Origin of the sequence: Streptomyces sp. NPDC091287 (assembly GCF_044768525.1) — a bacterium.
GTDB lineage: Bacteria > Actinomycetota > Actinomycetes > Streptomycetales > Streptomycetaceae > Streptomyces.
Genome location: NZ_JBIVUV010000021.1, coordinates 24080 through 50276, shown reverse-complemented (window position 1 = coordinate 50276; position 26197 = coordinate 24080). Strand labels below are relative to the sequence as shown.

Annotated in this window: 21 protein-coding genes and 1 pseudogene; 13 read left to right on the top strand and 9 right to left on the bottom strand. The window is 72.2% G+C overall.

The window, feature by feature from the left end; all coding sequences use genetic code 11:
* Nucleotides 1–35: 35 nt before the first annotated feature.
* From rpmG to ACIQRW_RS30820, 5 genes and pseudogenes are all read left to right on the top strand, one after another.
* Nucleotides 36–200 carry a 50S ribosomal protein L33 gene (gene rpmG / locus ACIQRW_RS30840; RefSeq protein WP_003964410.1) on the top strand — a complete coding sequence of 55 codons (165 nt, stop codon included), beginning with the start codon at nt 36–38 and terminating at the stop codon, nt 198–200.
* A 61-nt stretch (nt 201–261) separates the two neighbouring features.
* Nucleotides 262–516, top strand: a complete 255-nt coding sequence (locus ACIQRW_RS30835) for a type B 50S ribosomal protein L31 (protein WP_403766431.1) — start codon at nt 262–264, stop codon at nt 514–516.
* Nucleotides 513–1667: a CobW family GTP-binding protein gene (locus tag ACIQRW_RS30830; RefSeq protein ID WP_403766428.1), complete on the top strand. Its 1155-nt coding sequence runs from the start codon at nt 513–515 to the stop codon at nt 1665–1667. The genes ACIQRW_RS30835 and ACIQRW_RS30830 overlap by 4 nt, the downstream gene beginning before the upstream one ends.
* Nucleotides 1668–1738: 71 nt before the next feature.
* The gene (rpsR, locus tag ACIQRW_RS30825; protein ID WP_103511912.1) at nt 1739–1987 is read left to right on the top strand and encodes a 30S ribosomal protein S18; all 249 of its coding nucleotides are present in this window, start codon (nt 1739–1741) and stop codon (nt 1985–1987) included.
* Between the two features lie 79 nt (nt 1988–2066).
* Nucleotides 2067–3679, top strand: a pseudogene (locus tag ACIQRW_RS30820) (MFS transporter).
* 237 nt (nt 3680–3916) lie between these two features.
* Here the strand turns inward: ACIQRW_RS30820 and ACIQRW_RS30815 are convergent.
* Nucleotides 3917–4360 (bottom strand): subtilase-type protease inhibitor, encoded by a 444-nt coding sequence (locus ACIQRW_RS30815; protein ID WP_403766425.1) that lies wholly within the window; start codon nt 4358–4360, stop codon nt 3917–3919.
* A 414-nt stretch (nt 4361–4774) separates the two neighbouring features.
* On the opposite strand from ACIQRW_RS30815, the gene ACIQRW_RS30810 reads away from it, so the two are divergent.
* Genes ACIQRW_RS30810 through ACIQRW_RS30800 form a run of 3 tightly spaced genes read left to right on the top strand, consistent with a single transcriptional unit; the run spans nt 4775 to nt 8861 of the window.
* Entirely contained in the window at nt 4775–5728 is a 954-nt protein-coding gene (locus ACIQRW_RS30810; protein WP_403766423.1) for an ABC transporter ATP-binding protein, read from the top strand.
* A gap of 8 nt (nt 5729–5736) precedes the next feature.
* Complete coding sequence (locus ACIQRW_RS30805) at nt 5737–6711, top strand: ABC transporter substrate-binding protein (protein ID WP_403766420.1); 975 nt, start codon at nt 5737–5739, stop codon at nt 6709–6711.
* A 2-nt stretch (nt 6712–6713) separates the two neighbouring features.
* Nucleotides 6714–8861: an iron ABC transporter permease gene (locus tag ACIQRW_RS30800; protein WP_403766418.1), complete on the top strand. Its 2148-nt coding sequence runs from the start codon at nt 6714–6716 to the stop codon at nt 8859–8861.
* A 67-nt stretch (nt 8862–8928) separates the two neighbouring features.
* On the opposite strand, the gene ACIQRW_RS30795 is transcribed toward ACIQRW_RS30800, so the two are convergent.
* From ACIQRW_RS30795 to rhaI, 4 genes are all read right to left on the bottom strand, one after another.
* Nucleotides 8929–12129: an alpha-L-rhamnosidase gene (locus ACIQRW_RS30795; RefSeq protein ID WP_403766415.1), complete on the bottom strand. Its 3201-nt coding sequence runs from the start codon at nt 12127–12129 to the stop codon at nt 8929–8931.
* Nucleotides 12130–12167: 38 nt separating this feature from the next.
* The gene (locus tag ACIQRW_RS30790; protein ID WP_403766413.1) at nt 12168–13646 is read right to left on the bottom strand and encodes a rhamnulokinase family protein; all 1479 of its coding nucleotides are present in this window, start codon (nt 13644–13646) and stop codon (nt 12168–12170) included.
* Complete coding sequence (locus ACIQRW_RS30785) at nt 13643–15682, bottom strand: bifunctional aldolase/short-chain dehydrogenase (RefSeq protein ID WP_403766411.1); 2040 nt, start codon at nt 15680–15682, stop codon at nt 13643–13645. The genes ACIQRW_RS30790 and ACIQRW_RS30785 overlap by 4 nt, the downstream gene beginning before the upstream one ends.
* A gap of 179 nt (nt 15683–15861) precedes the next feature.
* Nucleotides 15862–17022 carry an L-rhamnose isomerase gene (gene rhaI, locus ACIQRW_RS30780; protein ID WP_403766409.1) on the bottom strand — a complete coding sequence of 387 codons (1161 nt, stop codon included), beginning with the start codon at nt 17020–17022 and terminating at the stop codon, nt 15862–15864.
* A 260-nt stretch (nt 17023–17282) separates the two neighbouring features.
* Between rhaI and ACIQRW_RS30775 the strand changes: the two genes are divergently transcribed.
* The 5 genes from ACIQRW_RS30775 (at nt 17283) to ACIQRW_RS30755 (ending at nt 23041) form a co-directional block, all read left to right on the top strand.
* Nucleotides 17283–18800, top strand: a complete 1518-nt coding sequence (locus ACIQRW_RS30775) for a sugar ABC transporter ATP-binding protein (protein ID WP_403766406.1) — start codon at nt 17283–17285, stop codon at nt 18798–18800.
* On the top strand, nt 18797–19837 hold the full coding sequence (locus ACIQRW_RS30770) for an ABC transporter permease (protein WP_403766404.1): 1041 nt from the start codon (nt 18797–18799) through the stop codon (nt 19835–19837). Before ACIQRW_RS30775 ends, ACIQRW_RS30770 begins: the two co-directional genes overlap by 4 nt.
* Nucleotides 19830–20822 (top strand): ABC transporter permease, encoded by a 993-nt coding sequence (locus tag ACIQRW_RS30765; protein WP_403766401.1) that lies wholly within the window; start codon nt 19830–19832, stop codon nt 20820–20822. Before ACIQRW_RS30770 ends, ACIQRW_RS30765 begins: the two co-directional genes overlap by 8 nt.
* Before the next feature lie 49 nt (nt 20823–20871).
* On the top strand, nt 20872–21954 hold the full coding sequence (rhaS, locus tag ACIQRW_RS30760; RefSeq protein WP_403766399.1) for a rhamnose ABC transporter substrate-binding protein: 1083 nt from the start codon (nt 20872–20874) through the stop codon (nt 21952–21954).
* 61 nt (nt 21955–22015) lie between these two features.
* Nucleotides 22016–23041, top strand: coding sequence for a LacI family DNA-binding transcriptional regulator (locus ACIQRW_RS30755; protein ID WP_403766396.1), 1026 nt, complete (start codon nt 22016–22018; stop codon nt 23039–23041).
* A 75-nt stretch (nt 23042–23116) separates the two neighbouring features.
* Here ACIQRW_RS30755 and ACIQRW_RS30750 read toward each other — a convergent pair whose 3' ends face one another.
* From ACIQRW_RS30750 to ACIQRW_RS30735, 4 genes are all read right to left on the bottom strand, one after another.
* Nucleotides 23117–23782, bottom strand: coding sequence for a TOPRIM nucleotidyl transferase/hydrolase domain-containing protein (locus ACIQRW_RS30750; protein WP_403766393.1), 666 nt, complete (start codon nt 23780–23782; stop codon nt 23117–23119).
* Nucleotides 23783–23859: 77 nt separating this feature from the next.
* Nucleotides 23860–25065, bottom strand: coding sequence for an MFS transporter (locus ACIQRW_RS30745; RefSeq protein WP_403766391.1), 1206 nt, complete (start codon nt 25063–25065; stop codon nt 23860–23862).
* Nucleotides 25062–25511, bottom strand: a complete 450-nt coding sequence (locus ACIQRW_RS30740; protein WP_403766388.1) for a nuclear transport factor 2 family protein — start codon at nt 25509–25511, stop codon at nt 25062–25064. Before ACIQRW_RS30740 ends, ACIQRW_RS30745 begins: the two co-directional genes overlap by 4 nt.
* A gap of 112 nt (nt 25512–25623) precedes the next feature.
* Nucleotides 25624–26178: a MaoC family dehydratase gene (locus ACIQRW_RS30735; RefSeq protein WP_403766386.1), complete on the bottom strand. Its 555-nt coding sequence runs from the start codon at nt 26176–26178 to the stop codon at nt 25624–25626.
* Nucleotides 26179–26197 lie beyond the last annotated feature (19 nt).

Sequence of the window (26197 nt, the reverse complement as noted above, 5' to 3'; positions counted from 1 at the left end):
TTGAAAATGGAAACCATTGCCATATAGTAGCGCCCATGGCTCGCAACGAAGTACGCCCGGTCATCAAGCTCCGCTCCACCGCGGGGACCGGCTACACCTACGTCACCCGCAAGAACCGGCGGAACGACCCCGACCGGATGGTGCTGCGCAAGTACGACCCGGTCGCCCGACGGCACGTCGACTTCCGCGAGGAGCGCTGAGGCCGCAAAGGCCCGCCGCTCCCCCGCACACGAACCGGACCCGACCCCTAGGGACACCTTCATGAAGCCCGGAATCCACCCCTCCTACGGCCCCGTCGTCTTCCGCGACAAGGCCGCCGACTTCGCGTTCCTGACCCGCTCGACCATGACCAGCGACCGCACCGTCACCTGGGAGGACGGCAACACCTACCCGGTGGTCGACGTGGAGACCTCCTCCGCGAGCCACCCCTTCTACACCGGCACCGCCCGCGTGCTGGACACCGCCGGACGCGTCGAGCGCTTCGAACGCCGCTACGGACGTGGTGAGGTCCGGTGAGCGAGCACCCCACGAAACTGCCCGTCGTCATCGTCTGCGGCCTGCACTCCGAGGCACGCCGCGAAGTGGTGGAAGGGCTGCTGCGGGATGTCCCGTACAGCATCGCGCTGCACCACGACCTGTCCACGGCCACCGGCGGGACGGTACGTCGCTCCCTGCGGGATTCCGGCGGCGAGCTGGATTCCGGTGAGACACCGCTGGTGAACGCGTGCGCCTGCTGCGCGCTGCGCGAGGACCTCGTCCCCGAACTCGAACGCCTCGCGGGCGACGGACGGACCCGCCTCGCCGTCCTGGAGCTCTGGGACTCCGTCGAGCCGAAGTCCATGGCCGAGGTGATCGCCGCGCACACCACCGCCGCCGAGGTCACCAACGTGTTCGCGGCGGTCGATCCCACTCTCGTCCTGCCCTGCCTCTCCAACGGTGACGATCTGGCCGAGGCCGGTCTCGCGGCGGCGCCGGCCGACCGGCGGACCATCGGCGACACCTGGGCCCGGCAGGTGGAGTACGCACCCGTACTGGCCGTGACGCCGAGCCCGGCGGCCGACGACGAGGACCGCGCCCTGATCCGGCAGCTGAACCCGACGGCCCGCCAGGCCGCCTCCGGATCGGTCGAGTTGGCCCGGCTCGCCTTCGCGGGATTCGATGTGGAGGCGGCGGACGCGGGCCAGCACCCGGCCTGTGCGCTGCTTCCGCAGGAGGCCGACGAGGCCGGGGTGGGCACGCTCGTCTGGCGGCGGCACCGCCCCTTCCACCCCGAGCGCCTGCTCGACGCACTGGAGGACCTGAGCTGCGCGGCGGCCCGCAGCCGTGGCCGGTTCTGGCTCGCGGACCGGCCCGACACCCTGCTCTCCTGGGATGCCGCGGGCGGCGCGCTCTGCGTGGAGAACTCCGGCCCCTGGCTCGCCTCGCTCCCGGACGCCGCCTGGTCCATGGTGCCGCCCTACCGACGGGCGGCCGCCGCTCTGGACTGGCACCCGGAGCACGGCGACTGCTGCCAGCACCTGGTCTTCGTCTCCCCCGGCCTCGACCGCGACGGCCTGACCGGCCTGCTGGACTCCTGCCTGCTCACGGACGAGGAGTACGGCTCCGGCCGGGAGACGTGGAAGAACCTGCCCGCCGCGTTCGACGCACTCCTCGACCCGGTCCACTGACGCCCGCGCCCCGTCCCCCGTACCCCGCGCCCCGACGACCACCGCCCGCACACCGAGCACGAGGAAGCCTCATGGCACGTCAGCAGGACCCCCGCAAGCCGCTCAAGAACCGGCCGAACCCCCTGGACGCCGCCAGGATCACGTACATCGACTACAAGGACACCGATCTGCTGCGGCGGTTCATCTCCGACCGGGGGAAGATCCGCAGCCGCCGGGTCACCCGGATCAGCGCCCAGCAACAGCGCCAGATGGCCACGGCCATCAAGAACGCCCGCGAGATGGCCCTGCTGCCGTACACCGGATCCGCGGCGGGCAAGTAGCGCGCGACGCCCCGCCCGCGGCGTGCCCGCCGCCGCGGCTCGGGATGCACCACGGGGACACCCCGGCGAACATGGCTCCATGGCCAGAGAAACCCCCGAAAGGGGCACCCCGGGTCCTGGATCGCCGGAGCCCGGAACAGCGGTTGGACGGGGCGGCCCGCCGAACCAGGGCCTCGCTCTCACAGCCATGCTGTTCGCCGTGTCGATGACGTTCATCGACCAGACCATCGTGGCGATCGCGGCCCCGGACATCATCGACGAACTCGGGCTCACCTCCTCGCAGATGCAGTGGGTCGTCAACGCCTATCTGCTGACGCTGGCCGCCTTCTTCGCCCTGGGCGGGCGGTTGTCCGACATCTTCGGGCACCGCCGCGTGATGCTGATCGGCACGCTGGTCTTCGTCATCGCCTCCGCGCTGTGCGGTGCGGTGCCCTCCGGGGACTTCGCGCAGGCCTGGCTGATCGGCTTCCGCGCCGTCCAGGGCATCGGCGCGGCCCTGATGTTCCCGGCCGCGCTCGCCGTGGTCATCGCCGTGTTCCCGGTGGAGCGGCGCGGACGGGCCCTGGCCCTGTTCTTCGGGGTTTCCGGGGCGCTCACCGCGGTCGGGCCGCTGCTCGGCGGCTGGCTCACCGGGTGGACCTGGCGGGCGATCTTCTGGGTCAACGTCCCCGTAGCCGTCATCGCCGTCGTGCTGGCGGTCCTGGCCCGCATCCCGGACCGGACCCGCCGCGAGCCCCTGGACCTGCCCGGAGCGGCGCTGGTCGCCGTCGGCATGGGGCTGACGGTGCTGGGGCTGCAACAGGCGTCGACCTGGGGCTGGGACAGTGTCGCCACCTGGGCGTGCATCGCGGTCGGTCTGCTGGTGCTGGCGGCCTTCTGCCGGCTGGAACTGCGCACGCGCTTCCCGTTGATCAACCTGCGGGTCTTCCGCGACCTGGCGTTCCGCGTCGACAACGCCGTGCTGTTCTTCGCCATGATGGCGTTCGTCCCGGTGTTCTTCTTCGCCTCCGTGTACGCGCAGGTCTCGCTGAGCGCGTCGCCGAACCAGGCGGCGCTGTATCTCCTGTACTTCTTCATCGGCTTCGGGCTCGCCTCCCAGTGGGGCGGCCGGATCCTCGACAAGCGCGGCGCGCGTCCCGCGATGAAGCTCGGCACGGCGCTGGGAGCGGTCGGATTCGCCCTCTGGGCGGGAAGTTGACCACGCTGTCCATGCACGACCAGTGGCTGTACGCGGCCATGGCGGGCGCGGGCATCGGACTGCTGCTGGCGCCGGCCTCGACCGACGCGGTGAACCGGGCGATCGACGCCAGTTACGGCGAGGTCACCGGCATCACCCAGACCGTACGCAACTTCGCGGCCAGCATCGGCCTGGCCGTCTTCGGCACCGTGCTGACCCACAGGACGATCACCGAGGTGGACGGGACCCTGCGGGACAAGGGCGTACCGGACGGCGCGTCGCACGATGCCGCCGAGTCCATCGCGCAGTCGGTGACCGGCCAGGCGGACTCCCGGGGACCGTCCGGCTCGGGACCGGTGGCCGATACCGTACGGGACTCGATGTCGGCGATCCGGATGGACTTCGCCGAGGCGAACCAGTGGGTGTTCTACGGGATGGCCATCGCCCTGGCCGTGGCCTTCCTGATCTCGCTGCGCCATCCGGGGACCCGGGTGACGCAGGAGTCCTCCGGTTAGCGGAGGGGTGCGCCCGGACTCGGGCGGATGTGCGCCCGGACCCGGGCGGGTCCGGGTGACGAACCGACCGGGGCGGGTCGCCGCCGGCCGCGGCGGAAACGGCTGGGGCGAACGCATGGCTCCCGGTCGTCGTGACGGGGGCGTGTGCGGGGCACGCCGGGCGGGGCGGGGCGCCGGACGCGGTCGGGCGGGACGGAGTCGCGCTCCGTCATCCCGGCGTCGGCCCGCCCCGGTGGATCAGAAGGCGAACACGGCGTTGTCGTTCATGCTGCCTGCCATCTCGCAGGCGTTGCCGTAGGTGGTGCTGAACTGGACCTGCTTGCCCTGCCAGACGCCGTGGGCGGTCACGATGACCGGGTCCCACTGGCGGGTACAGGTCCGGTTCGACGGACCGGCGGTCAGTTCGGAGAACTCTCCCTGGACCGCGGCTAGTTCCTTGCAGGCCGCGGCGGGAGTGGGGTGGGTCCCCTCGGCGGTGGGGGCGCACGTGAGCGTCACGGCCCGCTCGACGGTGGCGGTCAGCGGGTCATCGCCGCGGGCCACGGTGAGGACGAGCGCCGAGGGCGCGTAAAGGCTCTCGGCCCCCGACGGTGCGGCCTGGGCGGCGGCGGTCGCGAATCCGCCGAGCAGAAGGGTACTCGCCGTGATGGTTGCGAAGATCGCGTGAGGGTTGCGTCGCATTGGTGAAGACTCCTTGGTCGTGTGCCTGATTGCGGTCAGGAGTCTTACGCATGCGGAAAGTAAGCGCACATCGACGGCCAGCTTCCAGCCGCAGACGGGCGTTCGAGCCGACCGAATGGTCATTCGGGCAGCTCAGACACCCCGCGTGAACCGTCCAGCATATGGACGGACTTCGGCGGTTCAACGCAGAACTATCGCCCGACCTGCGGATATACGGAAATCTACCGGAGCGCCACATCGCCGCTTCGGCCGGAAAGTACCGCCACCCGGGGCTCTCGCACCCGTTCGAGACCCTCGACCGCCCCCTCGGCGGCGACCGCCGACTGCACGGCGAACCGTCCGAGGGTCACGCGGAGGACACGATTCCGAATCCCGCTTGACCAGGGCAATTTAGGTTAGGCTAACCTCACGGTCGTGATCGCTCCTGTCCTCGACCGAGAAGACCCACCGCCGCGTCGGCGCTCCGCGCCCGCTGCCGGTGCCACCGCCGCGCCCCCCGGCGCCGTGCCCGGCCCGGGCACGGCCTCCGCGGCCCCCGAACCCGATGCCGGGCTCGACGCCCGCGACATGACGATCGCGTACGACCGTACCGACGTCGTGCACGGGGCCGACCTCCGGCTGCCGCGCGGTCGCGTCACCGCGCTCATCGGACCGAACGGCAGTGGGAAGTCCACCCTGTTGCGGGCCGTGGCCCGGCTGCACAAGGCCCGTACCGGCCGTGTGACCGTGGCAGCCCAGGGCGAGGGCACCGGGCCCGTCGACGCCCTCGCCCTGTCGCGCTCCGACTTCGCCCGCCGTGTCACCCTGCTCGCGCAGAGCCGGAACGCGCCGGCCGGCCTCAGCGTGCGCGATGTGGTCGGATTCGGTCGGCACCCCTACCGGGGCCGGCTCCGGGGAACCGATCCGGACGGCGCCCGGATGGTCGAGCACGCGCTGGCCGTCACGAACCTCGCCGAGTTCGCCGACCGCGGGGTGGAGAGCCTGTCCGGCGGGCAGTTGCAACGCGTCTGGTTCGCCTGCTGCCTGGCCCAGGACACCGACGTCCTCCTTCTCGACGAGCCGACCACCTATCTCGACCTGCGCTACCAGGTCGAGATCCTCGACCTCGTCCGCGACCTCGCCGACACCCACGGCGTCACCGTCGGCGTCGTCCTGCACGACCTGGACCAGGCCGCCGCCGTGGCCGACCAGGTCGTCCTCCTCTCCTCCGGGCGGATCGTCGCCGCGGGCACCCCCGCGGAGGTGTACGCCCCCGAGCGGCTCAGCGACGCGTACGGCATCCGCATCGACGTCGAACCCGACTCCTCCACCGGCATCCCGCGCACCCGCGCGGTCGGCCGCCACCACCTTCGCTCCGAAAGGCCCTGAACACCCTCATGAAGAACCAGCACCTGACGTGGCCCGTCCTCGCCGCCGCGGCCGCGCTCGCCCTCACGGCCTGTGGCACCACCGAGGCGCCGAAGAAGGAGTCCGCCAAGGAGAGCGCGGTGACGATCACCGACTCCCGCGGCAAGAAGATCACGCTCGACGGGCCGGCCGAACGCGTCGTCGGCACCGAGTGGAACGTCGTCGAGTCGCTCGTTACCCTCGGCGTCCAGCCGGTCGGCGTGGCCGACGTCAAGGGCTACACCGCGTACAACACGGCCGCGCCGCTCACCAAGGGCGTCAAGGACATAGGCACCCGGGGCGAGCCCAGCGTCGCCACCGTCGCCGGTCTCAAGCCCGACCTCATCATCGCCACCACCGACCTGTCGGACTCCGCCATCGCGCAGCTGTCCAAGGCCGCCCCGGTCGCCGTGGTGCGTTCGGCCGACGCGAGCCGGCAGATCGACCAGATGGTCGACACCGTCGAGCTCATCGGCAAGGCCACCGGCAACGAGGACAAGGCCGAGTCCGAGGTCGACTCCTTCCGCAAGGCGGTCGCCGACGGGAAGAAGAAGCTCGCCGCCGCCGGTCTCGACGGCGAGAAGGTCGCCTTCGCCGACGGCTGGCAGGAGGGCAACCAGGTCTCGGTACGCCCGTACGTCAAGGGCTCGCTGCTCTCCGACGTGAACACCGAACTCGGCCTCGTCGACCCGTGGAAGCTGAAGGGCGACGCGGCCTACGGCCTGGCGGCGACCGATGTCGAGGGCCTCACGAAGATCGGCGACGCGCGGTTCGCGTACATCGCCAACGACTCCGACGGCGGCGACCCGTTCGCCGACGGCCTCAAGGACAACGCGGTGTGGAAGTCCCTCCCGTTCGTCAAGAACGACGAGGTCCACCGGCTGCCCGACGGCATCTGGATGTTCGGCGGCACCGCGTCGATGCGTGAGTACATCGACGCCCTCGTCGGCGCGCTGACCGCCTGACGATGAGCGCACGCACCACAACCGCCCCGCCCGCCCCCGTGAAGACGGGGGCGGGCGCGGCCGGTCCGGCCGGGGCCGAGCCCCCGGTGACGGCCGGCCCGCCGGCCCGTCGCGGCCGGATGTTCCTCCTCGCGATCGCGGGAATCGTCGCGCTGGCCGCGCTCGCGATCGTGCACGTGGGCCAGGGCACCGCCGCCGTCGATCTGCACACGCTCTGGCAGTTGGCCACCGGGGCCGCCGCCGACCGGAGTGCCGACGAGCAGACGGCCGCCGTCGTCCTGGACTCCCGGCTGCCCCGGCTCGCCGCGGGGCTCCTCGTCGGCTGCGCGCTCGGCGCGGCGGGCGCGGCCCTCCAGTCGGTGTCGCGCAACATGCTGGCCTCCCCCGACACGCTCGCCGTGAACGCGGGCGCGTACCTCGCGGTGGTCGCCGTAGCCGCGTTCGGCATCACGCTGCCCGCGCTGCCGGCCGGGGCCACGGCGTTCCTCGGCGGGCTGCTGGCGGCGGGCGTCGTCCTCGGCCTGTCCCGGGCGGGGGCCGGACCGATCCGGCTGGTGCTGGCGGGTTCGGCGCTCACCCTCGCCCTGTCCGGGCTGAGCGGGATGCTGCTGCTCCTGCGCTCCCAGCAGACGACCGGGCTGTTCGCCTGGGGCAATGGTTCGCTCGCCCAGATCGGCATGCAGTCCATCGACCGGCTCACCCCGGTCGCGCTCCTGGCGTTCGCCGGACTGATGCTGCTCGGCAGGCGGCTGGACATCCTCGCCCTCGGCGACGACGGCGCCGCGGTCGTGGGCGTGAGCCCCCGGCTGACGCGCTCCATCGCCGTCATCCTCGCGGTGCTGCTGGCGGCGGTGTCCGTGGCGGTCGCGGGGCCGGTCGGCTTCGTCGGCCTGTGCGCGCCGGCCGTGGTCCGCCTGCTCAGCACGTGGATCCCGGGCCTGGTCCGGCACCACGCGTTCATCCCCGCGTCGGCGCTCGCGGGTGTGCTCGTGGTGCTCGGCGCGGACGTGGCTCTGCGCGCGGTGTTCGGCGCCCAGGCGGGGGCCGAGGTGCCCACCGGCATCGTCACGACCTGTTTCGGCGCGCTCGTCCTGATCGTCCTCGCCTACCGGTCGCGCGACATGGGCACGGACAGCGGCTCGACGGCGTTCGCCCGGCTGCGCAGCCGGCGGGCGTTCGTCCTCACGCTGGTGGCGACGGTCGTGGGGCTCCTCGGCGCGGTGGTGGCGGCGACGCTCTTCGGCGACGCGACGCTGCTCCTGGGCGATGTGGGCAACTGGCTCACCGGCCGGGCGGGGCAGTTCACCGGTTACGTCCTCGACACGCGCGTCCCCCGGGTCGCCGCGGCACTGCTGGCCGGTGCGGCGCTGGCCGTCGCGGGAGCCGTCGTCCAGGCGGTGTCGCGCAATCCGCTGGCGGAGCCGGGCGTCCTCGGCGTGGTCAGCGGGGCGGGGGTCGGGGCGGTCGCCGTCCTCACCGTCGTACCGCTGGCGAGCTTCTGGCTGATCGGCGGCTCCGCGCTGGCCGGTGCGACGGCCGCCGCGGCGCTGGTGTTCGGTCTCGCCGCACGCCGCGGGCTGGAACAGAACCGCCTGGTGCTGATCGGCATCGGCGTGCAGGCCGGTGCGGGCGCGTTCGTGAGTCTGCTGATCGTGCTCACCGACCCGCACAACGAGACGAAGGCGCTGGCCTGGCTCGGCGGTTCGACGTACGGGCGGACGTTCCCCGAGCTGATCCCGGTGCTGGTGGGTCTGGTCGTCGCGCTGCCCGTCCTCGCGTTGATGCGCCGCGAGCTGGACCTGATCGGGCTGGACGACGAGACGCCCGCCCTGCTCGGTGTGCGGATCGGCGCCACCCGGCTGGCGCTGTTGAGCCTGGCCGTTCTCCTGACGGCGGGTGCCGTGGCGGCGGTCGGCGTGATCGGGTTCGTCGGGCTCGTGGCCCCGCACGCGGCACGTGCCCTGGTGGGACGCAGTCATGTGCGGGTGATACCGGTGAGCGCGCTGCTCGGCGCACTGCTGGTGGTCGTGTCGGACCTGGTGGGCCGGGCGATCATCGCCCCGGCGCAGATCCCGGTCGGACTGCTGACGGCCGTGATCGGCGCCCCGTACTTCATCTGGCTGCTCTGGCGGTCGCGGCGCGAGGGGTGAGTGCGGAGCTGTCCCGGTTCCGGAGCCGCGCGGTCGTCGACCGCGCGGCTCCGGCGTTTCCCCGGGGTCAGGCCTCGAAGCGGTGCTGCCCGGAGCCGACGGCGAAGACCGCGCAGCCGTCCTCCATCCGCAGGAAGCGGGCTCCGGTGTGGGTGACGTCCTCGGCCCGGCCGGCCTGGATCCACACGTCGGCGGTGGTGTTGACGGGCAGGGTCACGGTCAGCCGGAAGCGGCCCTTCTCCGTCTTCCAGTCGGTGGTGACGGGGCCGTGGAGGGAGGTGAACCGGCCCCGGGCGCGGGTGATGCCGCCGCCGGGGCGGGGCCGCACGGTGACCTTGCGGAAGCCGGGTTCGGCGGGGGCGATGCCGGTGATGTGGGCGTACATCCACTCCCCCACGGAGCCGTACGCATAGTGGTTGAAGGAGTTCATCCCGGCGTCCTGGAAGCTCCCGTCCGGCTTGATGGAGTCCCAGCGCTCCCACATGGTGGTGGCGCCGCGGTCGATCTGGTAGCCCCAGCTCGGGAAGGTCCGCTGGAGCAGCAGGCGGTAGGCGACGTCCGTGTGCCCGGTGTCGGTGAGGACGGGGAGCAGGCGCGGGGTGCCGAGGAAGCCCGTGGACAGGTGCCAGTCCTTCGCCTCGATCAGGGCGACGAGGCGGTCGGCCGCGGTGACGCGTTCCGCCGTGCTCAGGAGGTCCATGGAGAGCGCGAGGACATAGGCGGTCTGGGTGTCGCCCTTCACCCGGCCGCCGTCGGTGACGTAGGCGGTGCGGAAGGCTTCGCGGATCTCCGTGAACAGTGCGGTGTACGGGGCCGGGTCCTTGCCCAGGACCCGGGCGGTGCGGGCGACGAGGTCGGCGCTGTGGGCGTAGTAGGCGGTGGCGATGACGTCCTTGGGAGTGTCGTCGGCGATGTTGAGCCAGTCGCCGTACCCGGTGGCGGGCCGCAGCCGTCCGCTGCTGTGGGCGTCCAGGTAGTCGAGCCACCTCAGCATCGAGGGCCAGGCCCGCTCCAGCGCCAGGGTGTCGCCGTAGGCCTGGTGGAGGGCCCAGGGGACGGTGACGCCCGCGTCGCCCCAGCCGGCCGAGCCCGCGCCGAGGCCCTCGACGTGGGGCGCGACATCGGTGAAGGCTCCGTCGGCGGTCTGGTCGTCCTGGAGGTCGCTCAGCCATTTTCCGAGGAAGCGGGCGGACTCCATCGTGTACGCGGCGGTGGGCGCGAAGACGTTGATGTCGCCGGTCCAGCCCAGGCGTTCGTCGCGGGCGGGGGTGTCGGTGGGGATGGAGAGGAAGTTCCCGCGCAGGCCCCAGGTGATGTTGCTGTGGAGCTGGTTGAGCAGCGGGACGTCGGTCTCGAACTCCATGGTGAGGGGCGCGTCGGTGTGGATCACCCGGCCGGCGACGGCGTCGAGCGGCGGCCTGCCGGGGTAGCCGGTCACTTCGACGTACCGGAAGCCGTGGAAGGTGAAGCGGGGCTCGTACGTCTCCCGGCCGCCGCCCTTGAGGGTGTAGTGGTCGGTCGCGGCGGCGGTGCGGAGGTTGGTGGTGTAGACGGTGCCGTCGGGGTTCAGCACCTCCGCGTGGCGCAGGCGCACGGTGGTGCCGGCGCGGCCGGTGACGCGCAGGCGGGCGGTGCCGACCATGTTCTGGCCGAGGTCGAAGACGAAGACCCCGGGCCGGGGCTCGGTGATCTTCTTGGCCTTCAGCTCCTGGATGACGCGGCAGGGGCCGTCGGGCTCCGCGACCAGTTCGGCGGTGACCTCCTCCTGGGTGGGCACGGCCCGTTCCCAGGCCGTGTCGTCGAAGCCGGGGCGCAGCCAGCCGTTGGTCTCGCGGCGGGCGTCGTAGTTCTCGCCGGTGAGGAGGTCGGCCAGGGTGATGGGCCCGGTGGCGGCCCGCCAGTCGGTGCCGGACAGCACCCGCTCGGTCGTCCCGTCCCGGTAGGTGACCTCCAACTGTCCTAGGAAGGCGGGGTGTTCGCCGTACTGGTGAGGACCGAACATGCCGACGTTGCCCGCGTACCAGCCCGTCGCCAGCTCCACTGCGAGGGTGTTGGCCCCGGAGGTGAGCAGTTCGGTGACGTCGTGCGTCCGGTACTGGACACGCTTGGCGTAGTCCGTCCAGCCGGGTGCGAGGCGGTCGGTGCCGACACGCTCGCCGTTGAGGTGGGCCTCGTACAGGCCGAGGGCCGTGGAGTACAACCGGGCCCGCTCGACGGGCTTGCGGCGCAGCCGGAACTCGTGGCGCAGCTGGGCGACGGGGGCGTGGGCGGGAGCGACCTCTCCCCAGGGTCCCGATCCCCACGGGGCGAGGACCTTCGCGGCCGGCCAGGCTCCGTCGTCGTAGTCCAACTTCTGCCAGTCGGCCGGGGGTTCGGCGTCGGCGGCCTTCCAATCGCCGCCGGTGGCGATGGTGCGTACGCCGTCGGCGGTGGTCAGCTCCAGGGCCCCGAGCAGGCCCGCGGGGCCGGTGACCTCGTTGGTCGCCGCGACGGCGAGGACGTGACGGCCGGGGGCGAGCCGTTCGGTGACGTCGGTGACCGAGGGGCGGCTCCAGGCCCTGGCGACCTCGTCCGGTTCGGCCCGCGCCACCTCCGTACCGTCCAGGTGGGCGATGTATCCGTCGTCGGCGGTGAGGACGAGCCGGGCCCGGGTCACGCCCTCGGGTACGTCGAACACGCCACGGAACCAGCGGGTCGCGGCCGGGGCGCTGGTCGCCGGGTCGCCCTCCGGGAACCAGATCCAGGACGCCGTCTCCAGGGCGGGGGCGCCGACGAGGGAGGCAGGGGCCCCGATCCAGTGCGCCGACCAGTCCGACGCCTCGCCCAGGCCGGTCTCCCACCACGCGGGCTCGGACCAGGCGGAGACGCGGCCTTCGTCGTCCCAGACGCGCACGATCCAGTGGTAGCGGGTGCGGGAGCGCAACTCCGGTCCGCCGTAGGTCACCTGGGCCGAATCCGGGGAGTCGACCTTGCCGCTGTCCCAGACGTCGGGGTGTTCCAGGGCGCGTTCGCTGAGGGCGACGCGGATCTGGTAGGCGCTCTGGCTGCGTCCGGGCGCGGTGGCGGACAGCGGCCAGCCGAGGCGCGGGCGGGCGTTGCCGATGCCGAGCGGACGCTTCACGTATTCGGCGGTGGAGCCGCCCACGCGTAGCGACTTGGTCCCGCCGGCGCCGCGCTCGGCGGCCTGCGCGGGGGGTATGGCTCCGGCGATGAGGGTGGTTCCCAGGACGGTGGCGGACGTGCTGAGCAGTCGTCGTCTGCTGATCACACTCGGCTCCGATTCGGCGAGGGGATGGGGGATTTGCCTCAGGGTGTGGTGGTGAGGGGGCGGTTCGCCCCCTCGATCCGTCGTACCGCCGCGTCCCAGGCCGACGGGTCGCCGGCCGGTTCGTAGCGGGTCAGGGGCTGGGTGCGGGCGAGGAGTTGACGGGTCGTGGTGAGGTCGCCGGGCAGGCCGTGGGTCCGCGCCTGGACGAGGATGTTGCCGAGCGCGGCCGCCTCCGACGGGCCTGCCACGACCGGCAGTCCGCAGGCGTCGGCGGTCAGTTGGCAGAGCAGGGTGTTGCGCGCCCCGCCGCCGACGATGTGCACGACGTCGACCGCGCGGTCGGCGAGGCGCCGCGCCTCGTGGATCGCGCGCCGGTGGGCGAGGGCCAGCGAGTCGAGGACGCAGCGCGTGGTCTCGCCCGGGGTGCGGGGCTCCGGCCCGCCGGTGGACCGGCAGGCGGCAGCGATACGTTCGGGCATGTCCCCCGCGGCCAGGAACTCCGGCGCGGCGGCGTCCACGACGTACCGCAGGGCGGGAGCGCGGGCGGCCTCGGCGAGCAGCGGGGTGATGTCGTCCCGGCCCCAGGTCCGCATGCACTCCTGGAGGAGCCACAGGCCCATGATGTTGCGCAGGAAACGGACGGTGCCGTCGACGCCCAGCTCGTTGGTGAAGTTCGCGGCCCGGCTCTCCTCGCTGGCGACGGGGGCGTCGAGTTCGAGCCCGGCGAGGGACCAGGTGCCGGTGCAGAGGTAGGCGAAGCGCTCGCCCCGCCCGGCGGGGACGGCGGCGACGGCGGACGCGGTGTCGTGCGATCCGACGGTCGTCACGGGTACGGGTCGGGGCAGCCCGGTCACTTCCTGGACCAGGGGGAGCGTCGAGCCGGCCGGGTCGCCGGGGCGGCGCAGCGGGGCGAAGAGCCCGAGGTCGATACCGAGGCGGCCGGCCAGGTCCCGGTTCCAGTCGCCGGTGCGCGGGTCGATGAGCTGGGTGGTGGAGGCGTTGGTCAGCTCGGTGCCCTGCTCCCCCGTGAGCCAGTACGAGATCAGGTCCGGAATCAGCAGGAGCCGCTCCGCGGCGGCGAGTTGGGGGGTGTCGCGGGCGGCCGCGAGTTGGTAGAGCGTGTTGAACGGGGCGTGCTGGATACCGGTCGCCCGGTAGAGCGTCTCGGGCGGGACCGTGGCCCACACCCGCTCCGGGATCCCTTCGGTGCGGCGGTCGCGGTAGTGGACGGGGTTGCCGAGGAGGGACCCGTCGGCGCCGAGCAGCCCGTAGTCCACCGCCCAGCTGTCGATGCCCAGGGAGTCGACCGGGCCGGCCGCGCGCAGTCCGTCGAGCACCCCCCGGTGGAGGCCGAGGATGTCCCAGCGCAGGCCCTCCGGGAGGTGCACGGGCCGGTTGGGGAAGCGGTGGACCTCGGTGAGGTCCAGGGTGTCGGGGCCGACGCGGCCGAGCATGACCCGGCCGCTGGAGGCTCCCAGGTCGGCCGCGGCGAGGATCTGCGTGCGGGTGGCGCTCATCGCAGGAAGGCCCCGGCGACCCCGGCGTCGACGGGGATGTGGAGGCCGGTGGTGTGGGTGAGGTCGCCGCCGGTGAGGGCGAAGACGGCGTTCGCGACGTGTTCGGGCAGCACTTCGCGCTTGAGGAGGGTTCGCCGGGCGTAGAACTCGCCGAGCTCCTCCTCCTCGATCCCGTACGTCGCCGCGCGCTGCGCCCCCCATCCGCCGGCGAAGATGCCGGAGCCGCGCACGACTCCGTCCGGGTTGACCCCGTTGACCCGGATGCCGTCCTCTCCCAACTCCGCTGCAAGGAGCCGCACTTGGTGGGCCTGGTCGGCCTTGGCGGCGGAGTAGGCGACGTTGTTGGGACCGGCGAAGACGGCGTTCTTCGAGGCGATGTAGACGAGGTCGCCACCGAAGCCCTGGGCGCGCATGACGCGTGCGGCCTCGCGGGAGACGAGGAAGGAGCCCCTGGCCATGATGGCGTGCTGGAGGTCCCAGTCCCGGACCGTCGTCTCCGCCAGCGGCTTGGAGATGGAGATGCCCGCGTTGTTCACCACCAGGTCGACGCCGCCGAAGGCGAGCGCCGCCGCGTCGAAGGCGGCCGCGACCTGCTCCTCGCTGGTGACGTCGACCGTGACGGCCACCGCCCGGTCCGGGCCGCCCAGTTCCTCGGCGACGGCGGCCCCGCTCTCCGCGTCCAGGTCCGCGACGACCACGCAGGCGCCCTCCGCGACGAGGCGGCGGGCGATGGCCCTGCCGATGCCGCTGCCGGCTCCGGTCACCAGGGCGATGCGGGTGGCGAGCGGCTTCGGCTGCGGCATCCGCCGGAGTTTGGCCTCCTCCAGGGCCCAGTACTCGATGCGGAACTTCTCCGACTCCTCGATCGGCGCGTAGGAGGAGACGGCTTCCGCGCCGCGCATCACGTTGATCGCGTTGAGGTAGAACTCCCCGGCCACGCGGGCGGTCTGCTTGTCCTTGCCGAAGCTGAACATGCCCACGCCGGGGATCAGCACGATCGCCGGGTCCGCGCCCCGCATCGGGGGTGATCCGGGCTTCGCGTGGCGGGCGTAGTAGGCGGCGTACTCCTCCCGGTAGGCGGCGTGCAGCTCGCCCAGGCGCTCGACGGCGAGAGCCGCTTCGGCGGTCGGTGGCAGGTCGAGTACCAGGGGCCTGACCTTCGTCCGGAGGAAGTGGTCCGGGCAGGAGGTGCCCAGGGCCGCGAGCCTCGGGTGCTCGGTGCGGGCGAGGAAGTCCAGGACGGCGTCGGAGTCGTCGAAGTGCCCGACCTGGGGGCGGTCCTTGGAGGCGAGGGCGCGTAGGTGCGGGGCGAGGGCCGCGGCCCGCGCGCGGCGTTCGGCCCGGGGCAGCGGCTCGTACCCGTCGACGACCGGTCCGAACGGTTCGGGCCTTCCCCGCTCGGCCAGGAACGTCTCGGCGGTGCGGATGATGTGGAGCGCGTTGTCCTCGCACTCCTTGGACGTCTCGCCCCAGGCGGTGATGCCGTGGCCGCCGAGGACGCAGCCGATGGCTCCCGGGTTCGCCTCCTTGACCGCGGCGATGTCCAGGCCGAGCTGGAATCCGGGGCGTCGCCAGGGAACCCAGGCGACCTTCGCACCGAAGCAGTCGGCGGTCAGTTTCTCCCCGTCGGCGGCGCAGGCGAGCGCGATTCCGGAGTCCGGGTGCAGGTGGTCGACGTGCGGTGCGTCGACGAGTCCGTGCATGGCGGTGTCGATGGACGGGGCCGCGCCGCCCCTGCCGTGCAGGCAGTAGTCGAACGCGGCGACCATCTCGTCCTCGCGCTCGACGCCCGCGTAGACACTCCGCAGTGCGCGCAGCCGGTCGAGGCGGAGCACGGCAAGCCCTTCGGCGGTGAGGGTGCCGAGGTCGCCGCCGGAGCCCTTGACCCACATCAGTTCGACGTCGTCGCCGGTGACCGGGTCGGGCGCGGCGCCCTTGGCGGAGGCGTTGCCGCCCGCGTAGTTCGTGTTGCGCGGGTCGGAGCCGAGCCGGCGGGAGCGGGCCAGGAGTGCTGCGGCTTCGGGGTGGAGTGCCATGGGTCCTCGGTGTCCTTCGCGAAGGGGCGGCGGAGAGGCGGTTCGGGGAGAGAGGGAGAGGAAGGGTGGGAGGGCTGTTCGGACGGGGCCGGGCATGCGGCGGCGTTACGAGGCCGGTGTGCGGCGACAGCACCGGAGCGCTGCACGGCGGCGGTACGAGGAGGGACGGGGGCGGAGGCCTACGCCCCCCAGCCCGCCTGCTGTCCGCCGATCCGCTCCTCGGCGGTCTTCGTCGCCCAGCCGGAGCGCCGGTAGGCGGCCATCGGGTCGCCGTCGAGGCCCTGTTCCTCGCGGACCTCGGCGAGCAGGGGACGTACGTCGGTGTTGTAGGCGTCCATGAGCGCGGCGTTGGCCTCCAGGACGTCGCCGGTGCGCTGGGCGGCGGCCAGGGCCTCCCGGTCCACGAGGAGGGCCTTGGCCGTGGCCTCCTGGACGTTCATCACCGAGCGGATGATCGCGGGGATCTTCTCCTCGATGTTGTGGCACTGGTCGAGCATGAAGGCGACGTCCGCGGTGAGCCCGCCGCCGCGGACGACCTCGTACATGATGCGGAAGAGCTGGAAGGGGTCGGCCGCGCCCACCATCAGGTCGTCGTCGGCGTAGAACCGGGAGTTGAAGTCGAAGGCCCCGAGCCGGCCTTCGCGCAGCAGGGTCGCGACGATGAACTCGATGTTGGTGCCGGGTGCGTGGTGCCCGGTGTCCACGACGACCTGTGCCCGGGGCCCGAGCTTGAGGCAGTGGGCGTAGGCAGTCCCCCAGTCCGGGACGTCGGTCGTGTAGAAGGCGGGCTCGAACAGCTTGTACTCCAAGAGCATGCGCTGGTCGTCGCCGAGCCGTTCGTACACGGCGGCCAGCGCCTCGGCGAGCCGGTCCTGGCGCTCGCGGATGTCGTCCTGCCCGGGGTAGTTCGTGCCGTCCGCGAACCACAGCTTGAGGTCCCGGGACCCCGTCGCGTCCATGATGTCGACGCACGCCAGGAGGTGGTCCAGCGCCTTGCGGCGTACGACGGGGTTTGGGTGACAGACGCTGCCGAGGCGGAAGTCGTCGTCCTGGAAGGTGTTGGCGTTGACGGTCCCGAGGGTCAGACCCCGGTCGCGGGCGTGCCCGGCGAGTGCCGCGTAGTCGTCGACGGTGTCCCAGGGAATATGGAGGGCGACGGTGGGCGCGGCTCCGGTGAACTCGTGCACCTTCGCCGCGTCGTCCAGCTTCTCCTCGGGGGTGCGGGGCACGCCGGGCCGGGCGAAGACCTTGAAGCGGGTCCCCGAGTTCCCGTACGCCCATGAAGGGGTCTCGATGGCCTGGGACGTGAGGGCGGCCTTCACCATGGCGGGCTCGGTCACTTCGTCGCTCCTGTGACGTCGGTGTGAACGCGAATGAATCTGAAACGATTCACGCGGCTTGAAGGTAGGAGCACCCTCAAGGGCTGTCAACCCTTCCGGCGGCACTGCCCCGATGGAACCCTGTGAATGCAAGGGGAACTGGAGAATTCTCGTTCACCCCCATTGACGCACCCCCAGGGACCTGCCTAACGTCCCGGCAACTCATTTGAAACCTTTCACGACGCCGCGAGGACGCCCTCCGCGTCGTTGAGGAGCCACCGATGACCCACCGGTCCGCCAAGGATCCGGCCCCCGTGCTGGCCCTGAGGGACGTCTCCAAGTCCTTCGGCGCCGTGCGAGCCCTGCGGGACGTGTCGCTCGACCTGTTCCCCGGCGAGGTCCACGCCCTCGCCGGGGAGAACGGCGCGGGCAAGTCGACCCTGATCAAGACGTTCGCCGGAGTCCACCGGCCCGACGCCGGTCAGCTTCTGCTGGACGGCGAGCCGGCCGCCTTCCACGGCCCCGCCGACGCCCGTGACGCCGGAATCGCCGTCATCTACCAGGAACCCACGCTCTTCCCCGACCTGTCGATCGCCGAGAACATCTTCATGGGCCGTCAGCCCCGGCGGTCGTATCGCCGGATCGACCACCGGGCCACCCGGACCGCCACGGCCGCCCTGATGCACCGGCTCGGGGTCGAGCTCGACCCCGACCGTCCGGCGCGCGGACTGTCGATCGCCGACCAGCAGATCGTCGAGATCGCCAAGGCCCTCTCCTTCGACGCTCGCGTCCTGATCATGGACGAGCCGACGGCCGCCCTGACCGGCAGCGAGGTGGCACGGCTCTTCGGCGTGGTCCGCGCGCTGCGCGAGCAGGGGGCCGCCGTGCTGTTCATCTCGCACCGGCTGGAGGAGATCTTCCGCGTCTGCGAGCGCGTCACGACCCTGCGGGACGGTGCGCTGATCGCCAGTGAACCGCTGGCGGGCATGGCCGAGGAGGACCTCGTCCGCCGGATGGTCGGCCGGGACCTGGACGAGCTCTATCCGAAGCAGGAGGTGGAGGCGGGCGCGGTGGCCCTCAGCGTCCGGCGGCTCACCCGCGAGGGCGTGTTCACCGACGTCTCCTTCGATGTGCGCCGCGGCGAGATCGTCGGCATGGCGGGGCTGGTCGGCGCCGGGCGTACGGAGGTGGCGCGGGCGGTCTTCGGCATCGACCGGTGGGACGCCGGCGAGGTCGAGGTGGCCGGGCGGGCGCTGGTCAACGGCGCCCCGTCCACCGCCATGGCCGCCGGACTCGCCCTGGTCCCCGAGGACCGGCGCGCCCAGGGCCTGGTGATGGGCATGTCCATCGAGCGGAACATCGGGCTCACCGGTCTGCGCGTCACCAGGAAGGCGGGGCTGATGGACCGCGGCGCCGAGCGCAGCCGGTCGCTCGACTGGGCGGTCAGGCTCCAGGTGAAGTACGCCCGGCTCGCCGATGCCGTCTCCACCCTGTCCGGCGGCAACCAGCAGAAGGTGGTTCTGGCCAAGTGGCTCGCCACCGAACCAGCCGTGCTGATCGTCGACGAGCCGACGCGCGGCATCGACGTCGGCACCAAGGCGGAGGTCCACCGGCTGCTGAGCGCGTTGGCGGCCGACGGGGTGGCCGTGCTGATGATCTCCTCCGATCTGCCCGAGATCCTCGGCATGGCCGACCGGGTGCTGGTGATGCACGAGGGCCGCCTCACCGCCGAGATCCCCCGCTCCGACGCCACAGAGGAGACCGTGATGGCCGCTGCCACCGGGAGGGCCGCCGCATGACGGTGACGACGACCGAACCGGCGCCCGTCGCGCCGATCCCCGCCTCCAGCAGCACCCGGCTCGTGGACCGCGTCTTCAGGATGCGTGAACTGGCCATCCTGCTGGTGCTGTTGGTGATGATCGTGCTCACCCAACTGGGCAACAGCGCGTTCCTGTCCGAGCAGGGCATCAAGGATCTGCTGCTCAACGCGACGATCCTGGTGCTGGTCGCCACCGGCCAGTCGCTGGTGGTCATCACCCGCAACGTCGACCTGTCCGTGGGCTCGACGCTCGGCATCAGCGCCTTCGCCGCCGGTACGCATCTCCAGGGCGGCGGGCACCCGGTGGTGGCCGTGGTCCTGGCCGTCCTGCTGGGTGTCGGCTTCGGGCTGCTGAACGGGCTGCTCGTCAGTCTCGGCCAGGTGCCCGCGCTGGTCGTGACCCTCGGGACGCTCTACATCATCCGGGGCATCGACTCGATCTGGGTCGGCTCACGGCAGATCACGGCGGCCGATCTGCCGGGCGGCTTCGTGGACTTCGGCTCCGGCGGGATCTCGGCCGTGCCCTGGCTCGCGATGATCGCGCTGGTCCTGCTGGCGTCGACGGCGTACTACCTCAAGCACTTCGGCAGCGGGCGCGAGCTGTACGCGCTGGGCTCCGACCCGGAGGCCGCCCGGCTGGCGGGGATCCCCGTCCGCCGGCGGATCCTGCTCGCCTACACCTTCTGCGGGGCGCTGGCCGGTCTCGCCGGCGCGCTGTACCTGGCGCGCTTCGGGAACGTCGACTCCGGAACCGGCACGGGTTACGAACTCACCGTCGTCAGCGCGGTCGTGGTCGGCGGCGTGGTCTTCACCGGCGGCTCCGGCACGGTGTACGGCGCGGCGCTCGGCGCGCTGCTGCTGACCTCGGTCAACAGTGTGCTGCCCGCGCTCGGCGTCAGCTCCGTGTGGGTGCTCGCGATCAACGGTTTCCTGCTCATCCTCGCCATCGCGGCCGACCGGATCGTCGCCCTGCGCGTGGCGTCCGCACTGAAGAAGAGGAACGCCCGCCATGGCTGACTCCGCACTCGCGCGCGCCGTCCGCTGGGACACGGTCGTCGGCGCCCTCCTCATCGTGGTGCTGCTGCTGTCCTTCGGCTTCGTCGACGGTTTCGGCAACGCCCTCAACCTGTCCTTCCTGATCGGCAACACCCTGCCCATCGCGCTGATCGCGCTGCCGATGACCCTGCTGGTGGTCTCCGGGGAGATCGATCTGTCGGTGGCGTCCACGGCCGGCCTCTCGGGCGCGGTGATGGGGGCGCTGTGGAACCAGGGGCTGCCGATCGAGGCGATCATCCCCGTCTGTCTGCTGCTCGGCGTGGTCTGCGGGCTGGTCAACGGGCTTCTGGTGACGCGGCTCGGGCTGCCGTCGCTGGCGGTCACCATCGGAACGCTGGCCGCCTACCGGGGCATCGCGCAGATCGTGCTGGGCTCGGACGCCGTCACCGACTTCCCCTCCCCCTACCTGGACTTCGCCGCCGGACGGATCGGCGACACGTTCGTCCCGTACGCCCTCCTGCCGTTCCTGGCTCTCCTCGCCGTCGCCGTACTCGCCCTGCACGCCACGCCGTTCGGGCGATCCCTGTTCGCGACGGGCGCCAACGAGGAGGCGGCCCGGTTCGCGGGGGTACGGGTGAGGCGGCAGAAGCTGATCCTGTTCACGGTGACCGGGCTGATGGCCTCCCTCACGGGTGTGTTCTGGGCGCTGCACTACGCCAGCGCCCGGTTCGACAACGCCACCGGCCTCGAACTGTCCGTCGTCGCGGCCGTGTTGCTCGGCGGCATCGACTTCGACGGCGGCCGGGGCACGCTCGGCGGCGCGATCGCGGGCGTGTTCCTGCTGGGGGCGCTGCAGAACGTGATGAGCCTGGGAGACGTCTCCGCGCAGTCGCAGATCGTCGTCACCGGCGTGCTGCTCGTCGTCTCCGTGCTCGGCCCGCGCGTCGCCCGCCAGATCTCCGTCGCGAGGGCGGGGCGACGAGCCGCCTCGGCCCCGACTCCGTGACCACGTGCTCGGCACCGTAACCCGCCCTTCTTCCGCAAAGGACCCTGCCATGCGTACGTCATCGATCCGCCGCACCTGTGCGGCCCTCGCGGCCGTCACCTCCCTCGCGCTCGCCGTCACGGCGTGCGGGGGCACCACCAAGAGCGATGTGAAGAAGGAGAGCGGTTCGGCCGCCTCGGCCGGTGAGGCGGACCCGGACGCGCCCACCAAGAAGGGCCTGACCGTCGGGTTCCTGCCCAAGCAGGTCAACAACCCCTACTTCACCACCGCCGACAAGGGCGGGCAGAAGGCCGTCGAGGCGCTGGGGTCCACCTTCAAGGAGGTCGGCCCCACCAGCGCCACCGACACCTCGGGCCAGGTCTCCTACGTCAACACCCTCACCCAGCAGCAGGTCGACGCCATCGCCGTGTCCGCCCAGGACCCGGGTGCGCTGTGCACCGCGCTCAAGCAGGCCATGAAGAACGGCGTCAAGGTCGTCACCTACGACTCCGACACCAAGACCGACTGCCGCAACGTCTTCATCTCGCAGGCGGGGGCCGAGGACCTGGGCCGCACCCAGGTCCAGCTGCTCGCCGAGCAGATCGGCTACAAGGGCGAGATCGCGATCCTGTCCGCCGCCCAGACCGCGACGAACCAGAACCTGTGGATCGACTACATGAAGGACGAGCTCAAGGACCCGAAGTACAAGGACGTGAAGCTGGTGAAGGTGGCGTACGGCAACGACGACGCCCAGCAGTCGTTCCAGCAGACGCAAGGGCTGCTGCAGGAGCATCCGAAGCTCGCCGGGATCGTCTCGCCGACCACGGTCGGCATCAAGGCGGCGGCACAGTACCTGTCCGGCTCGAAGTACCGGGGCAAGGTGAAGCTGTCCGGGCTCGGCACCCCCAACGATCTGCGCTCGTACGTGAAGAACGGCACCGTCGAGGCGTTCGAGCTGTGGGACCCGGCGAAGCTCGGCGAGCTGGCCGGCCACGCCTCGGTCGCCCTGGCGTCCGGGCAGATCACCGGCGCGGAGGGCCAGACCTTCGAGGCGGGCGACCTGGGCACGTACACGATCGGGAAGGACGGGGTGGTGAGTCTCGGCAAGCCGACGGTGTTCGACAAGGACAACATCGACGACTTCGACTTCTGATGCGCGCGGATAGGCTGAGGGCTCGTCCCGCGTCCCTCGCCCCCCTGGAGGTCTCCGTCTGATGGCCCGGTCGGTGGGTATCAAGGACGTGGCCCGGGCCGCCGGGGTGTCGGTGGGCACGGTCTCCAACGTCATCAACCGCCCGGACACGGTCGGTCCCGACACCCGGTCCCGCGTGCTGTCGGCGATCGACCGGCTCGGTTACGTCCGCAGCGAGTCGGCCCGGCAGTTGCGGGCGGGGCGCAGCCGGATCATGGGGCTGCTCGTCCTCGACATGGGCAACCCGTTCTTCGTCGACGTGGCACGCGGGGCGGAGCGGGCCGCGCGCGAGGCGGGGCTCGGCGTCATGGTCTGCAACAGCGCGCAGAGCCCCGGCGAGGAGGCCGAGTATCTGGCGCTCTTCGCGGAGCAGCGGGTCCGGGGCGTCCTGCTGACCCCCGCCGACGCGACCGGGCGCAACATCGCGGCGTTCCGGCGTCACGACATCCCGTTCGTCCTGGTCGACCGGGTCGCCGAGGGAACCACCGAGTGCTCGGTGTCGGTCGACGACGTGGCGGGCGGGACCCTGGCGGTGCGGCATCTGCTGGACGCCGGGCACCGCTCCATCGCGTACGTGAGCGGACCGCCAGGCTTCAACCAGGTCCGGGACCGCCGCACGGGAGCGCTCGCCGCGCTCGCCGAGGCGGGCCTCGGCCCGGGCGCACTGCGGGAACTGCCCACGGAACGGCTCGACGTGGCGGCGGGCCGGGACGCGGGGGCCCGGCTGCTGGGGCTCTCCGACCGCCCGACCGCCGTGTTCTGCGCCAACGACCTGCTCGCCCTGGGCGTACTGCAGTCGCTGTTCGCCGCCGGGGTCTCCGTTCCCGGCGACCTGGCGCTGGTGGGCTACGACGACATCGAGTTCGCGGCGGCGGCGGCCGTGCCGCTGACGTCCGTACGGCAGCCGGCGGCGACGATGGGGGCGCTGGCGGCGGGTCTGCTCCTGGAGGAGACCGGGGCGGGGGCGGCGGACGTGCCGCACGAGCACCGGCGGGTGGTGCTGCAGCCGGAGTTGGTGGTGCGCCGCTCCAGTCTCGCCGCGCGCTGAGCCGTCGGGCCTCGGGCTGAGCTGCGGGGGGTGCGGCGTGCCGTGGCATCTTGAGGCTGTGCCGCCCGGCCTCCGTCAGATGTGGGAGAGGAGCCCGTCCAGCGGTGCCGGCAGGCGTGTGAGGTCCAGTGCTTCCGTCAGCGCTCGCGCATAGTGCTCCTTGCGGCCGCCGATGGTCCCCATGAAACGCCGCAACTGCGCCTCGACCGTCCGCTCCCGCTGGGCGGGCTGGCGTTGGAAGATCCGGAAGGTGCGCAGGTCACCCTGGTCGTCGATGACCTGCTGGACGCCATCCGTGCCGAGTGCCCGGATCAGCTCGTCCTCCAGGTCGGCGTGGCAGGTGAAGAAGCCCAGCGCCGCCAGGCCGTCGGGGGTCCGGGCGGTGCCGAAGCCGGTCCGCTCCAGGCCCTGGCGGAAGAAGTGCTCCTCCGCCGCGTCGCACAGGCCCGCGGGCCGGGCGTCGAGCCCGTCGGGCCCCAGCAGGCGCAGATAGCGGGTGATGCTGGTGGCACCCCCGAGCGGCACGACCACGACGCCCTCGGCGCTCAGGGCGCGCCCCTGGCGTCGGGCGAGGGCCTCGACCGCCGCCCGGTCGCTGACGCCCTCGACGAGCACCACGGTGCGCAGGCTCAGGTCGGCCGCCAGCTCACGGGCGGCCCCGGCCTCGGCGGGCGCGGGTGTGGCCGCGTCACCCGCGGCCCAGGAGATGACCGTCTGCCGGAAGCGCGTCGCTGTGTCCACGGGGCCAGTCTCGCACCGCGATCGGCGGTTACGGCAAGGGTTTTCCGGTACGCCGGCCAGGGCTGTCCCCGGGTACGTCAGCGGGGTGCGGGAGGCCTGCGCGCCAGGTACAGGCCGACGCCCAGGGCGAGCGCCAGGACACAGCCGGCGAAGGTCAGTCCGGCGTTCCTGAGTCCGATGCCCAGGGTGAGGGCGCCGACGCCGACCACGGGCAGGGAGATGCCCAGGTAGGCGATGACGAAGAAGGCGGACACGGTCGCGGCCCGGTGCTCGGCCGGCGCGGCGGCGCTGATCGCCGTCACCGCGCCCCGGAACGCGAGCCCCTGCCCGAGGCCGCCGCACAGCGCACCGGCGATGAGCAGGGGAAGCGAGGTGAACAGCAACGAGGCGCCCACCAGGAGAAGGCCCCCGACCAGGACGAAGCAGCCGCCCGGCAGGGCCCGCCGTTCGCCGACCCGCCCCATGAGCGCCTGCCCGGCCGTCGAGGCGAGGAAGACGGAGAAGACGACGAGCCCGGTCAGGGCCAGGTTGTGCACGTCGAGCGTCTCGGCCACGAACGCGGGGGCGACCGCGGTGAAGAGGCCCAGCAGGGAGAACCCGGCGAAGGCGGCCAGCGCCGAGGTGGCGAACACGCCGCGCATCGCGGGCGGGACGGCCAGTCCCTGGGGCCGCAGCCGCACTCCCCGTACCCGGGAGAACGCGACCGTCTCGGGGAGGAACCAGGCCAGTACGGCGGCCACGGCGATCAGCGCCAGGTGCACGGCGAAGGGGAGCCGCAGGGGCCAGGGGGCGTACTCGACGAGCAGCCCGGCCAGCAGCGGGCCGCACCCCAGGCCGCCCATGTTCGCGGCGGTCGCGGCCAGCCCCGCCCGGGCCGCGCGTCCTGGCGGGGCCAGTTCCATCACGGTGACCGTCGCCGCGCCGCTCAGCAGTCCCGCGGCGAACCCGGAGAGGAGACGTCCGGCGAAGAGGGCGGGCAGCCCGCCCTCGAAGAGGAAGCAGAAGGCGCTGGCCGCCGAGAAGCCCAGGGCGGCCAGGAGGACCGGCCGCCGCCCCGTTTCGTCGGAGACGTTCCCGGCGAGCAGCAGGGTGGCGATCACTCCGAGGGCGTAGACGGCGAACACCACGGTCACCATCAGCTCGGAGAAGCCGAGCTGTTCCCGGTAGAGGCCGTAGAGCGGTGTGGGGAGCGTGGTGCCCGCCATGCCGATGGCGAAGACGGCCGCCGCGGCCGGGTAGCCGAGGCGTTTCCTCCGGTGGGCGGCGTCGGTCGTCCGGCTCATGCGTCGGGCGGCGGGTCCGTCGGGGCGGCGGAGGTGATGTGGGTGAGCACGCACAGCCAGCGGCCGTCGCGCCGGACGAAGACGTCCGTGACCCATTCGTCGGCGTCGAAGCGGCGGCCGCCGTAGTGGGCGGTGTTCGTCATCCGTGCGATGACCGTGGCGGTGTCCTGGTGGACGCGGACCCTTGACGGGCTGATGGCCCGCATCGCCGAGTGGGTCAGGTCGCCGGACGCGACGTAGCCGAGGAACGTGTCCCGGTCCGTGATGCCGGACTCGGAGACGATGACCCATTCGTCCGCCATGAAGGCGCTGATCCGCGGCACGTCGTTCGAGACGATCGCGGCGGACCACTCCTCCACCAGGGCGACGAGCCGGGCCTGTACCGCAGGGTCCTGGGCGTCGGCGCCGTTCGGCGGCGGCCCGGAGCCGGCTCCGCTGTCTTCCATCGTTCGAGCGTAGCCGCGGGGCACGCGGGTCGCAGTTCATGGGCGGCCGGGCGGGGGCCGCCCATGAACCGAACGGGCCCGGGGCGGGGACGGGGACCAGCGGTTCCGTGCGCTACGCGGGCGGGCCCCCTTCGACAGCGGCGGTCGTGTCCTCGGGGTCCTGGACCGTCGGTGGGTCGGGCAGCTCACGGCAGCGAACCATGAAGGACCGCTCGAAGACGATGACGGTCTCCCCCGTCGACTTCGTGCCGGTCGTCTCCACCGTGATGATGCCCTGCCCCGGCCGGGACCGGGACAGCCGCTTGTCGAGGATGCGGCTCGTCGCGTAGAGGGTGTCGCCGACGAAGACGGGGCTCTTCAGACGGACCCTGTCCCAGCCCAGGTTGGCCACCGCCCGCGCCGACAGCGCCTGCACGGTCATCCCGCCGACCAGGCACAGCGTGATGCCGCTGTTCACCAGGACCCTTCCGTACTCGGCACCGGCGCCGTAGTGCTGGTCGAAGTGGAGCGGGTGCTGATTCATCGTCAGCAGGGTCAGCCAGGTGTTGTCGGCCTCGGAGAGGGTACGGCCCGGCCAGTGCCGGATCACCATGCCCGGATCGAAGTCCTCGTAGTCCCCGCCGTGTTCCTCGACGTACTCGTTGTCCTTGACGTGACGCAGGGTCATGCGGCATCTCTCCGGTGAT